This is a genomic window from Janibacter sp. UYMM211 (assembly GCF_040547045.1).
GTDB classification, from domain to species: domain Bacteria; phylum Actinomycetota; class Actinomycetes; order Actinomycetales; family Dermatophilaceae; genus Marihabitans; species Marihabitans melonis.
On sequence record NZ_JBEPOY010000001.1, the window covers coordinates 988,815 to 1,000,845 of the forward strand.

Genomic DNA, 12,031 nt, shown 5'->3' on the forward strand with positions numbered 1-12,031 from the left:
GCTGGGCCTGGGCCGCCGTCGGCCAGGATGGACCGGTGCCCACCGCGATCACCGACCTGCCGATCCCTCCCGGGGACGGGGCCCTCGAGGCGTTGCCCGCGCTCGAGCGCGCCCTCGCCGGCGGGTCCCCCGTCCGGCCGCACGCCCCCGACGCGCCCCCGGCGCCGCTCCCCGCGCACGACGGCCCCCTCCCCGAGGACCTCGCCGTCGTCGTGAGCACGTCGGGCTCCACCGGCACCCCGAAGCCCGCGATGCTCGGGACCCAGGCCCTCGCCGCGAGCGCCGCCGCCACCCACGACCGGCTCGGCGGGCCCGGCCAGTGGCTCCTCGCCCTCCCCCCGCACCACGTCGCCGGTCTGCAGGTCCTCCTGCGCTCCGTCCACGCCGGCACGCGGCCCGTCCTCACGGACCCGGCACTCACCCCCTTCGCCCTCGTCCAGGCCGTCGCCGCGATGAGCGGCGAGCGTCGCTACGCCTCGCTCGTCCCTGCCCAGCTGACGGCCATGGCCACCGACCCGGTCGGCATCGAAGGGCTGCGCCGGCTCGACGCCGTGCTCGTCGGTGGGGCCGCCGCCGACCCCCAGGTCGTCGCCCGGGCCCGCGAGGACGGGGTGCGCGTCGTGCTCACCTACGGCATGAGCGAGACGTGCGGCGGCTGCGTCTACGACGGGCGTGCCCTCCGCGGGGTCGCCGTCGACGTCGGCCCGAGCGGCACGCTCCTGCTCGGCGGGCCGGTCGTCGCCCACGGCTACCTCGGGATGCCCGAGCTCACCGCCGAGCACTTCGTCCAGCGCGACGGCATGCGGTGGTTCGTCACGAGCGACCTCGGCTCGGTCGACGAGCGCGGCGTCGTCAGCGTGCTCGGTCGCGCCGACGACCTCATCAACTCCGGCGGCCTCAAGGTCGCCCCGCGCGTCGTCGAGGAGGGCGTCCTCGCGCACGTCCCGGCGGTCACCGCCGCCCTCGCGGTCGGCGTGCCGCACGAGCGGTGGGGCGAAGGGGTGGCCCTCCTCGTCGTCACCTCGCCCGGAGGCCCGCCGGTCGGCGAGGTGCCGCACGAGGGGGTCGGGCAGATCCGCGAGATGCTGCGCCCCCACCTGCCCGCGCCCGCGCTGCCCCACCGGGTGCGCGTCGTCGCCGAGCTGCCCACCCGCGGACCGGGCAAGCCCGACCGCGCCGCGGCGAGGGACCTGCTCGGCGGTGCCCCGGGGCCTTCGTAGGATGGGGAGGCACACTCCCCTTCGCTGAATCGAGCTCGATGGCCTCCCTCGCACAGTGGGTCGCTGGCGCCCGCCCGCGCACCCTGCCCGCCGCCACCGCCCCCGTGATCGTCGGCACGGCGGCCGCTGCCGCCATCGGCGAGAGCGACCTCGCGCTGGCCGTCCTCGCGCTCGTCGTCGCGCTCAGCCTGCAGATCGGCGTCAACTACGCCAACGACTACAGCGACGGGATCCGCGGCACGGACGAGGAGCGGGTCGGGCCGGTGCGGCTCGTCGGGCAACGCCTGGCGGACCCGGAGAACGTCAAGCTCATGGCCTTCGCCTTCTTCGGCTGCGGGGCGCTGGCCGGGCTGGCGCTCGTGGCGCTCGCCCAGACGTGGGTCCTCATCCCGCTCGGCGCGCTCGCGATCCTCGCCGCGTGGCGGTACACCGGGGGCGACAACCCGTACGGGTACCGCGGGCTCGGCGAGATCTACGTCTTCGTCTTCTTCGGGCTCATGGCCACGCTCGGCACGCAGTACACGCAGGCCCACGAGATCACCGTCGTCGGGGTGCTCGGCGCCGTCGCGGCGGGCTCGCTGTCGAGCGCGATCCTCGTGGCGAACAACCTGCGCGACATCCCCACCGACATCGAGTCGGGCAAGCGCACGCTCGCCGTGCGCCTCGGCGACGACGGCACCCGCGTGCTCTACCTCGCCCTCGTCGGGGTCGCGGCGGTCTGCACGCTGGCGATGGCGATCTGGCACGTCTTCGCGCCGGTCGCGCTGCTCGGCTTCCTCGTCCTGCTGCCCGGCATCCGGGCGATCACCGGCGGGGCGACGGGCCGCGCGCTCGTGCCCGCCATCGGCACGACCGGGCTCGCGCTCCTCGCGTGGTCGGTGCTGCTCGCCTACCCGCTGGCGCGCTGAGGACGGCAGGCTAGGGGCATGTCCCCTCGCCCCGCCGCCCTGGCCGCCGCCGCCCTGCTCGCCTCCGCCGGCCTCGCGGGCTGCTCCTCGGACACGCCGTCGCGGGGCGGGTCGGGCTCGACGACCGTCCCGACTGCCTCGTCGGGCTCGGGCGGGTCGGGGTCCGAAGGGGGCGGCGGAGGTCTGCAGGTCGACGTCGTCGCCGAGGGCCTGGCCAACCCGTGGGACATCGCCTTCCTGCCCGACGGGGGCGCGGTCGTCACCCAGCGCTCCGGCGAGCTGAGCTATCTGCCGAGCCTCGAGCCGGGCACCGAGCCGGTCGCGATCTCCGCGCCGCTCGACGACGTCTACGCGCAGGGCGAAGGGGGCCTCATGGGCCTGGCCCTGCTGCCCGAGCCCGCGCAGGGCTGGGACCAGCCGAAGCTCGTCGCCTGCCTCGCGCACGCCGAGGACGGCGAGCCGGTCGACGTCCGCCTCGTCGAGCTCACCGTCGACGTCGAGAACTCGCGCGCGACCCGTGACCGCGACCTGCTCACCGGGCTCCCGGTGGCCGACGGCGGGCGCCACTCCGGCTGCCGCCCGACCATGGGCGAGGACGGCCTGCTCTACGTCGGGACGGGCGACACCGCCGACCCCGCGGCCCCCCAGGACCGCACGAACCTCGGCGGCAAGATCCTTCGGCTCGACCCGGCGACGGGCGAGCCGGCGCAGGGCAACCCCTTCGCCGACGCCGCCGACGAGGCCGAGCGCTACGTCTACTCCTACGGGCACCGCAACGTGCAGGGCGTCGCGCAGCGGCCCGGCACCGAGGAGATCTGGACGGCGGAGCACGGGCCGTCCTTCGACGACGAGGTCAACCGCATCGAGGCGGGGGCGAACTTCGGGTGGGACCCGGCGCAGGGCGGCTCCGTCGACACCTACGACGAGTCCGTGCCGATGACCGACACCGAGCGCTACCCCGACGCCGTCGCCGCCGCATGGAGCTCGGGCGAGACGACCGAGGCGATCTGCGGCGCCGCCTTCCTCGAGGGCGAGCAGTGGGGCGAGCGCGAGGGCCTGCTCGCGATCACCGCGCTGCGGGGCGCGAAGCTGCTCCTGCTGAGCATCGGCGACGACGGCTCGGTCGACGAGGTCGAGATCCCGCAGGACCTCGTCGACGACTTCGGGAGACTTCGAGCCGCGCGCACCGCCCCCGACGGCGCGCTGTACGTGACGACGAGCAACGGAGAGGACGACAAGGTCCTGCGCATCACCCCGGAGTCCTGAGGGCTCGCTGGTCGAGGTGCGACGGGCGCTCAGCGCCCGAGCCGCGAGACCCCCGCCCCCATGACGCCCGAGAGCGGGTCGCAGGGCATGCGGGGCTCTCATGCCCGGCTTGATCGACACGGGCCGGGAAACCCGGGCAGGACCGGGACGTGTCTCGGTCGCCGGCGGGCATCCCGGCGAAGGACGGGTTTCCCGGCCATGGATGGGTTTCGCGGCCCCCCGCGGACCACGAGTGTGCTCGGGCGAAGGGGAGACCGGCGGCGCGGGACTCAGCAGCACCTGGACGCGTCAGCAGCAGCACGTACTGCGGTAAGCGCGACGAGCTGCTGCATGCAGAAGCTCGTCCGAAGGGGGATCAGCGGAAGGTGTCGCTGTCGGCGTCCTCGGCGTCCTCGTCGCTCACCGCGGGTCGGCGGCGGGAGCGGGTGGGGCGGGGCTCCCCTTCGCCCGTCTCCTTCGCGGCCCGACGGGCCTCGATGGAGCGCACCGCGTCCTCGCGGAAGGGGCGCAGGACGAAGAAGCTCACGACCATCGACAGCAGGGCGGCGCCGACGACGAGCCAGGGCTGCTCGGAGCGGTCGCGCAGCCCGGCCAGCCACAGGGCGGCCAGGCAGGCGAGGAAGACGAGCGCGCGCAGCAGGGTGTAGCGGACCATCAGCTGGTGCCCGCGTAGCTGTGCTGACCGATGAAGTAGAAGTTGACGATCGTGTAGTTGATGACGATGCAGGCGAAGCCGGCGAGCGCGATCCACGCGGCGGTGCGGCGGTTCGACCCCTTCGTCACCCGGGCGTGCAGGTAGGCGGCGTAGACGATCCAGATGACGAAGGTCCACACCTCCTTGGGGTCCCAGTTCCAGTACGAGCTCCACGCCTGGCGGGCCCAGATCGCGCCGGCGATGAGGGTGAAGGTCCACATCGGGAAGGCGACGACGTGCATGCCGTAGGACAGGCGCTCGAGCCGCGCGGCGGCCGGCAGCTTGGTCCAGAAGGAGCCGGGGCCGGCCTTGTCGCGCACGAGGTAGAGCGCGGCGAGCACGGCGCCGACGATGGACAGGCCGGTCGCGAGGGTCGCGATGGAGACGTGGATGACGAGCCAGTACGAGTCGAGGCTCGGGACGAGCTCGGCGGCCTCGGTGTACCAGATCGTGCCGGCGAGCCACAGCAGCAGCGTCACCGGGGCGAGGACGAAGAGCCCCAGCCAGTGCATACCCCGACGCAGCGGGCCGATGCAGTAGACGAGCATCGCGAAGAAGGCGCCGGCGACGGAGAACTCGAAGAGGTTGCCCAGCGGCGCCCGGTCGACGGACATGCCGCGCAGCACGAGCGAGACGAGGAGCAGGGCGGTGCCGAGGTAGGACAGGGTGCCGCCGATGCCGGCACCCTTGCGGGCCCGCTCCGGGTCGCCCACGGGAGCCGCGGGGTCGTCGACCGTGGTCCCTTCGCCCGCACCCACGGGCCCGGTCACCGGGCTCGTCGCGACCGACCCGCCGGAGACCGCGGCGACGCGCTCGGCGCGCGCACGCGCCCGCTCGGCGGCGGCCTGCTCGTCGGCGTCGAGGACCTCGGCCTCGCGCTCGGAGGCGGGGACCGCCCCGGCGAGGTAGACGGCGTACGCGATCATCGCCAGGGACAGCACCCCGACGGCCGAGTACAGCGCGTAGTTGGCGTAGGTGGCCAGCACTTCGTTCGTCATGACGTCCTCGATTCTCCCACCGACGCCGGGGTGCGGTCACCCTCGTCGTCGAAGCTGCTGCCGAGCTGGTCGGCCAGGTCGGAGACGACCCGGGCCAGCCGGTCGTCGTCCCCCTTCGTCATCGCGCCGAGATGGAGCACGCTGCGCCCGTCACCGGCGGGCACGACCCGCGCGAAGACGCGGCGGCGCCGCAGCGTGAGCGAGGTGATGAGACCGAGCAGCGCGACGACCGAGCTGCCGAGCACGAGCCCCTTGCCGGGGTCGTGCCGCACGGCGAAGCCCGCGAAGCGGTCCACCCGGTCGAAGGTGATCGAGCCGCGGTCGCCGGGCAGCTGGGCGGTCTCGCCGGGCTGCAGCCACAGCCGCGCGATGTCCTCGCTGTCGTCGTCGGGCGCGACCGGCGTCATCGCCTCGGTGTCGATGCTGAAGACCGACTGCGCCCCGCCCTGCGGGAAGAGCTCGCCCTCGTAGAGGCTCATCGCGAGCGCCGGGTTGCGCAGGTCGGGGAAGATCGAGATCGGGCCGTTCGTGTCGTCGACGACCGCGGTCGGCAGGAAGAGCCCGACGAAGCCGAGCTGCTCAGGCTGGGCCGCGCCGACCTTGATCGCACCGGTCGAGCGATAGCTGCCGTCCTGCGCGAGGAAGGGCGTCGCGCCCCGGTAGATGACCCTGCCGGCGTCGTCCTTGACCGTGACGACGGGCGCGTAGCCGTTGCCGAGGAGGAAGACCGTCGACTCGTCGAGCTCGAGCGGGTGGTTGACCTGGACGGTGTCCTTCTTCGTCGCCCCGCCGAGCCGGTCGGCGTAGGTCACCTCGGCCGAGAAGGCGCGCGGCATGCCGATCTGGCTCTGGTGGTCCTCCTCGAAGCGCGCCGACATCGTGTCGACGGTGAGCTCGAAGGGGGTGAGCGAGGACTCGTCGACGAGCGGGCCCGGGGCCCAGGTGTCGTAGCGGGTCACCGTGCTGACGAAGGACTCGCCCTCGGGCACGACGATGTCGGCGCGCCAGCCGTAGAGGTGACCGATCGCCAGCCCGACGATGAGGGTGAGCAGGGAGCCGTGGAAGGCGAGGTTGCCGATCTCCTTGACGTACCCGGACTCCGCCGAGATCGTCTGGTCGTCGTGCCGGGCCACGCGGTAGCGACGGCGGCGAAGGGCGCTCGCGGCCGCGTCGAGCGCGGCGGGCACGTCCTCGTCGCGCACGACGAGCGCGTCGTGGGCGTCGAGCCGCTCGAGCCGCCGCGGGGTGCGCGGCGGGCGGCCGCGCAGCTGCCGGGCGAGGGTGAGCGTGCGCGGCACGATGCAGCCGACGAGCGAGGTGAAGAGGAGCAGGTAGATCGCCGAGAACCACGGCGAGGAGTACACGTCGAAGGCGTAGAAGCGGTCGAGGACCGGCCCTGCATCGGGGTGGCGCTGGATCCACGCCGCGGTCTGCGACGGGTCGAGCGAGCGCTGCGGGAACATCGAGCCGGGCACGGCGCCGATGGCGAGCAAGAGGAGCAGGAAGAGCGCGGTCTTCATGCTCGTCAGCTGCCGCCAGGCCCATCGGGCCCAGCCGACCGGTCCCAGCCGGGGCTGGGTGACGGGCTGCCCGGGCGTCTTCTTCGCGCCGCGGGTCGTGGGGTCGGTCGTCGTCACAGGATCACCTCGAAGCCACTGATCCACCGGGACTGGAGCCACACGGTGATCGTCGTCCACCAGCCGGTGACGAGCAGGACACCGACGGCGAGCAGCAGCAGCCCGCCGACGACCTGGATGGCGCGCAGCCGCGGTCGCAGCCACGCGGAGACCGAGCCCCAGCGCTCGTAGGCGCCGGCGACGAGGACGAAGGGGAGCCCGAGCCCGACGCAGTAGGCGATGGCGAGGACGACGGCGCGGCTGGTGCCCGCGTCGCCGGTCAGCGAGAGGGTGAGCACGGCGGCCAGGGTCGGCCCGACGCAGGGCGCCCACCCGAGACCGAAGATCGCGCCGAGGAGCGGGGCGCCGGCCAGGCCCGTGGCCGGCTTGATCGGCAGGCGCACGGTGCGCTGGCTGCCCGCGCCGAGGAAGACGAGCGCCATGACGATGACGACCACCCCGCCGATGCGGGTGAGCAGCTCGCGGTTCTCGACGAGCGCGCGACCCGCGGTCGCGACGAACATCGCGGTGAGCACGAAGACGACGGTGAAGCCGGCGACGAAGAGGACCGCGCCGAGCATCATCCGGCGGGTGGAGCGCCGCTCGAGGGAGACGTCGGACAGGCCCGTGACGTAGCCGAGGTAGCCGGGCACGAGCGGGAGCACGCACGGGCTGGCGAAGGAGACGAGCCCGGCGAGCGCCGCGACGAGCGCGGCGAGCGGGAGCGCGCCGCTCTCGACGGCGCCGGACGGATTCATGCCGGGGTCACCCCTTCGCGCCCTCGGCGAGGACGTCGTCGACGAGACCGATGAGGGTCGACTCGGTGACGACCCCCTGGACCACGGCCGCGACGCGGCCCTCGCGGTCGAGGACTGCGGTCGAGGGCTGGGTCGACAGCACTCCCTGCATGTCGATGGAGGAGCGGCCGCTCTTGTCGAAGACCGACGGCCAGGTGAAGCCCCAGACCTCGGCCTGAGCCCGGCCCGTCTCGACGGAGGGCTCGCGGTAGTCGATGCCGACCATCTGGACGGGCTTGTTCGCCTTCTTGTAGCGCTCGGCGACGGCGACGAGGTGCGGTGCCTCGCGCTCGCACGGCCCGCACCAGCTCGCCCAGAGGTTGACGACGACGACCTTGCCGCGGTGGTCGGCCATGGCGAAGGGCTTGCCGTCGAGGGTGTCGCCCTCGAGCTCGACGGGCTCCTTGCGCTGGTCCTCGGCGCGCACGACGATCGAGCCGTCGCCGGCGATGTAGCCCGCGTCGGGGTTGGCCTTGGCCTGCTCGGCCACCGAGTCGGCGTCGGAGCAGGCGCCCAGGCCCACGGCGAGGGCGCCGGCGGCCAGGGCCGCGGTGAGGCGGCGGGTCGTGCGGGACATCATGCTCCGGGCAGCTTCTCGGCGTGGACGTAGAGGTGGGCGGCGGGCTCGGAGTACTCGACGGACTCCAGCTCGTCACCGACGTAGGTGAGGGTCGTCAGCGAGGCGAGGTTGCACTCGCGGCGTCGCGGGTCGTGCCACAGGCGTTCGCCGCGCATCGCGCTGCGGATGGTCCAGATCGGCAGCTGGTGGCTGACGACGAGCACCTCGCGGCCGCGGGCGTGGTCACGCGCGTCCTCGATGGCCTCGGTCATCCGCTTCGCGATCGCCTTGTAGGACTCGCCCCAGGTCGGCTTCGTGGGGTCGCGCATCCACCACCAGCGGCGCGGGTCGAGGAGCAGACGCTTGCGGAAGCGGCGTCCCTCGAACTTGTTGCCGGCCTCGATGACCCGGGGGTCGACGACCGCCGTGAGGCCGTGGCGCTCGAGGGTCGGCGCGGCGGTCTCCGCGGTGCGCACGAGCGGGGAGTGCACGACGAGGCCGATGTCGGCGTCCGCGAGGTGGTCGGCGACGACGCGGGCCATCTCGTGGCCGAGCTCGGAGAGGTGGAAGTCCGGCAGGCGTCCGTAGAGGATCTTCTGCGGGTTGAAGACCTCGCCGTGGCGCAGGAGGTGGACGACGGTGCGCTCGGTGCCACCGGTGCCGGTGCGGTGCGCGGCGGCGACACCGGCGGCCGCCTCGGCGGCGGCCTGCTCGGCGGCCTGCTCGCTCTCGCGCAGGACGGGGACGTCGGTCCCGGACTCCGGGGTCGCCTCCGGGTCGTCGAAGGGGGCGCCCCCGGCCGGCCGGGGGTCCTGCGGCGTGGTCATGACCTGGATTGTCGCAGGCGCACCTGGGTGCTCGGTGAGCCCCCGGGTCCGACGTCTCACCCGCCCCAGGTTTCTCGGGTCACCCGATAAACCCCGCCTTTGCAGGAGTAAGGAACTCGGGCGAACCCGACGAAAGTCTTGCTGAGCACCGAACCTTCGACCCCTTCGGGGCACGCCAGGCTCAGTAGCGTGGGTCACATGCCCATCGCGCTGGAGAACGTCGGGATCGCCGTCCGGGACCTCGAGGAGGCGATCGCCTTCTTCACCGACCTCGGTCTGATCCTGCTCGGGCGCGACGAGGTGAGCGGCGAGTGGGCCGACACCGCGGTTGGCCTCGACGGCAACCACGCCCGGATCGCGATGCTCCAGACGCCCGACGGCCACGGGCGGCTCGAGCTCTTCGAGCACATCTATCCCGAGCCGGTCGAGACCGGGCCGACGCAGCCGCACGAGATCGGCATGCACCGCGTCGCATTCACCGTCGACGACATCGACGAGTCCCTGGCGGTCGCGGCCCGGCACGGGTGCCACCCGCTGCGCGGTGTCGCGACCTACGAGGACGCCTTCCGGCTCACCTACCTCCGCGGCCCGAGCGGCATCATCGTCATGCTCGCCCAGGACCTCACGAAGGGGGACCCGCCTCAGGCGCCGAGGGTCGAGTCGTAGAGGGCCTTCTTGCTCAGACCGGTCTCGGAGGCGACCTGGGCGGCGGCCTCCTTGCGGCGCACCCCCTGGGCGACGAGCTCGGCGACCCGGGCTGCGCCGTCCTCGATCGTCGCCGCCACCGCCGCGGGGTCGACGCCCTGGACGACGACGGTGATCTCGCCGCGGGCGCCATCGACCGCCCACTGCGCGAGGTCGGCGAGGCCACCCCGTCGCACCTCCTCGTAGGTCTTCGTCAGCTCGCGGCAGACGGCGGCCGGGCGGTCCGCCCCGAGCACCTCGGCCATCGTCGTCAGGGTCGCGGCGAGCCGGTGGGGCGCCTCGAAGAAGACCATCGTGCGGCGTTCGGTCTGCAGCTCGGAGAGCGTGCGGCGCCGCTCGCCCTCCTTGCGCGGGAGGAAGCCCTCGAAGCAGAAGCGGTCGACCGGCAGCCCCGACACGGCGAGCGCCATGAGGACCGCGCTCGGCCCGGGGACGCAGGTGACCGGCAGGTCGGCGGCGGCGCACGCCGCGACGACTCGATATCCGGGGTCGGAGACCGAGGGCATGCCCGCGTCCGTGACGAGGACGACGCGCTCCCCCTTCGCCACCGCGTCGAGCAGGTCCTGGGTCCGCGACGCCTCGTTGTGCTCGTGATAGCTGACGACCCGGCCGCGCGGGGTGACGTCGAGGGCGGCGCACAGACGGCGCAGCCGGCGGGTGTCCTCCGCGGCGACGACATCGGCACCCGCGAGCTCCTCGGCGAGACGGGGCGCGGCGTCGCGCGGGTCGCCGATCGGGGTCGCAGCGAGGATCAGGGGCATAGCAGCAGTCTCGCCTACGATGCGGCCCATGGATCGCGTCGGCTCTGTCGCGGGTCGACGCGCCTCCTCCGCGGGTCGACCCGGGCCTGACGCGGCCCGCCTGCAGGACCTGCGCACCCGGCTGCTCGGCCGGCTGCCCACCTGGGACTCGCGCCGCGAGCGGCTGCTCGGCTGGTGGGGGCCGCTGACCTTCGCCGTCCTCGGCGGCATCCTGCGCTTCTGGCGGCTCGACCGTCCCCACCAGCTCGTCTTCGACGAGACGTACTACGTCAAGCAGGGCGTCTCGATGCTGCAGTACGGCACCGAGATGCGCTGGAAGGGCGAGGGCGACGTCGTCGACCCGCTCTTCACTGCCGGCACGCTCGACGTCTTCCGCTCGACCGAGGGCGACATGGTCGTCCACCCGCCGGTGGGCAAGTGGGTCATCGCCTTCGGCGAGTGGATCTTCGGGTCGACGAGCTCGTGGGGCTGGCGCTTCTCAGTCGCCCTGCTCGGCACCATCTCGATCGTCATGATCGGACGGATCGCGCGGCGCCTCTTCGCAAGCAGCTTCCTCGGGACGGCGGCGGCCTTCCTCACCGCCTTCGAGGGGCACCACTTCGTCCACAGCCGCACCGCGCTGCTCGACATCGTCCTCATGTTCTTCGTGCTCGCGGCCTTCGGGGCGCTGCTGCTCGACCGTGACTGGTACCGCGAGAGACTCGCGCGCGTCGTCGCCTCCGCCCCACCGGGCACCCGGTGGCGGCTCGGCCCGATGCTGTGGTGGCGCCCGTGGCGCCTCGTCGCGGCGGTCATGCTCGGCCTGGCGACCGGCACGAAGTGGTCGGGCCTGTACGTCTTCGCCGCCTTCGGCCTCATGACGCTCTTCTGGGACATCGGCGCCCGCCGCACCGTCGGCGTGCGGCACTGGATGGCCGGCGGGGTGCTCAAGGACGGCGTGCTCGCCGGCGTCTCGATGACGCTCGTCGTCCTCGCGACCTACCTCGCGAGCTTCGTCGGGTGGTTCCGCAGCGACGTCAGCTACGGGCGGCACTGGGCGGCCGACAACCCCGGCCAGGGCGTGACCTGGCTGCCGGAGTCGCTGCGCTCCCTCCTGCACTACCACCACGAGATCCTCACCTTCCACAACGGCCTCACCTCGCCGCACACGTACGAGAGCAACCCGTGGTCGTGGATGGTGCAGTCGCGCCCCACCTCCTTCTTCTACGAGTCGAAGGGGGCGGGAGACATCGGCTGCGAGGTCGAGAAGTGCTCGAAGGCGATCACCTCACTCGGCTCCATCTCGATCTGGTGGGTCGCGACCGCCGCGCTCCTCGTGCTCGTCGTCGCCTGGGCGATGCGCAGGGACTGGCGGGCCGGCGCGATCCTCGCGGGCTTCGTCGGGGGCTGGCTGCCGTGGTTCTTCATCCAGCACCGCACGATCTTCACCTTCTACACGATCTCCTTCGAGCCCTTCGTCGTGCTCGCGGTCGTCTACCTGCTCGCGATGCTCGTGCCGCCCGCCGGGGCGAGCGAGCGGCGCCGGCAGGTCGGGTACGCCCTCGTCGGCGCCTACGCCCTGCTGGTGCTCGCGAACTTCGCCTTCTACTGGCCGGTGTGGACCGCCCAGGTCATCCCCTACGAGCACTGGCAGTGGCGGATGTGGTTCCCCAGCTGGGTCTGAGGTGTCAGACCTCGCTC

12 protein-coding genes are annotated in these 12,031 nt (G+C 73.2%); 5 read left to right on the forward strand and 7 right to left on the reverse strand.

Going from position 1 to position 12,031, the window contains the following annotated elements:
- Window positions 1-35: 35 nt before the first annotated feature.
- Genes menE through ABIB53_RS04575 form a run of 3 tightly spaced genes read left to right on the forward strand, consistent with a single transcriptional unit; the run spans window position 36 to window position 3,394 of the window.
- Entirely contained in the window at window positions 36-1,220 is a 1,185-nt protein-coding gene (menE, locus tag ABIB53_RS04565; protein ID WP_354587268.1) for an o-succinylbenzoate--CoA ligase, read from the forward strand.
- 38 nt (window positions 1,221-1,258) lie between these two features.
- Window positions 1,259-2,128, forward strand: a complete 870-nt coding sequence (locus ABIB53_RS04570) for a 1,4-dihydroxy-2-naphthoate polyprenyltransferase (RefSeq protein ID WP_123092314.1) — start codon at window positions 1,259-1,261, stop codon at window positions 2,126-2,128.
- Window positions 2,129-2,146: 18 nt separating this feature from the next.
- Complete coding sequence (locus ABIB53_RS04575; protein WP_354587270.1) at window positions 2,147-3,394, forward strand: PQQ-dependent sugar dehydrogenase; 1,248 nt, start codon at window positions 2,147-2,149, stop codon at window positions 3,392-3,394.
- A gap of 355 nt (window positions 3,395-3,749) precedes the next feature.
- Here ABIB53_RS04575 and ABIB53_RS04580 read toward each other — a convergent pair whose 3' ends face one another.
- From ABIB53_RS04580 to ABIB53_RS04605, 6 genes are read right to left on the reverse strand one after another with little or no spacing between them, the layout of a single operon-like run.
- The gene (locus ABIB53_RS04580; RefSeq protein WP_191563896.1) at window positions 3,750-4,049 is read right to left on the reverse strand and encodes a DUF4229 domain-containing protein; all 300 of its coding nucleotides are present in this window, start codon (window positions 4,047-4,049) and stop codon (window positions 3,750-3,752) included.
- A complete protein-coding gene (gene ccsB / locus ABIB53_RS04585) occupies window positions 4,049-5,086 on the reverse strand; it encodes a c-type cytochrome biogenesis protein CcsB (RefSeq protein WP_354587271.1) in 1,038 nt (345 codons plus the stop codon). The genes ABIB53_RS04580 and ccsB overlap by 1 nt, the downstream gene beginning before the upstream one ends.
- A complete protein-coding gene (resB, locus tag ABIB53_RS04590) occupies window positions 5,083-6,723 on the reverse strand; it encodes a cytochrome c biogenesis protein ResB (protein WP_354587272.1) in 1,641 nt (546 codons plus the stop codon). The genes ccsB and resB overlap by 4 nt, the downstream gene beginning before the upstream one ends.
- Window positions 6,720-7,460, reverse strand: coding sequence for a cytochrome c biogenesis CcdA family protein (locus ABIB53_RS04595; RefSeq protein WP_068276782.1), 741 nt, complete (start codon window positions 7,458-7,460; stop codon window positions 6,720-6,722). Before ABIB53_RS04595 ends, resB begins: the two co-directional genes overlap by 4 nt.
- Before the next feature lie 7 nt (window positions 7,461-7,467).
- Window positions 7,468-8,079 (reverse strand): TlpA family protein disulfide reductase, encoded by a 612-nt coding sequence (locus tag ABIB53_RS04600; RefSeq protein WP_354587273.1) that lies wholly within the window; start codon window positions 8,077-8,079, stop codon window positions 7,468-7,470.
- Window positions 8,076-8,885 carry a histidine phosphatase family protein gene (locus ABIB53_RS04605; protein WP_354587275.1) on the reverse strand — a complete coding sequence of 270 codons (810 nt, stop codon included), beginning with the start codon at window positions 8,883-8,885 and terminating at the stop codon, window positions 8,076-8,078. The genes ABIB53_RS04600 and ABIB53_RS04605 overlap by 4 nt, the downstream gene beginning before the upstream one ends.
- A 198-nt stretch (window positions 8,886-9,083) precedes the next feature.
- Between ABIB53_RS04605 and ABIB53_RS04610 the strand changes: the two genes are divergently transcribed.
- Window positions 9,084-9,551: a VOC family protein gene (locus ABIB53_RS04610; protein ID WP_354587276.1), complete on the forward strand. Its 468-nt coding sequence runs from the start codon at window positions 9,084-9,086 to the stop codon at window positions 9,549-9,551.
- Here ABIB53_RS04610 and rsmI read toward each other — a convergent pair.
- A complete protein-coding gene (gene rsmI / locus ABIB53_RS04615) occupies window positions 9,527-10,351 on the reverse strand; it encodes a 16S rRNA (cytidine(1402)-2'-O)-methyltransferase (RefSeq protein ID WP_354587277.1) in 825 nt (274 codons plus the stop codon). The two genes, ABIB53_RS04610 and rsmI, sit on opposite strands and share 25 nt — an antisense overlap.
- A 28-nt stretch (window positions 10,352-10,379) precedes the next feature.
- Between rsmI and ABIB53_RS04620 the strand changes: the two genes are divergently transcribed.
- On the forward strand, window positions 10,380-12,014 hold the full coding sequence (locus ABIB53_RS04620) for a dolichyl-phosphate-mannose--protein mannosyltransferase (RefSeq protein WP_354587278.1): 1,635 nt from the start codon (window positions 10,380-10,382) through the stop codon (window positions 12,012-12,014).
- Window positions 12,015-12,031 lie beyond the last annotated feature (17 nt).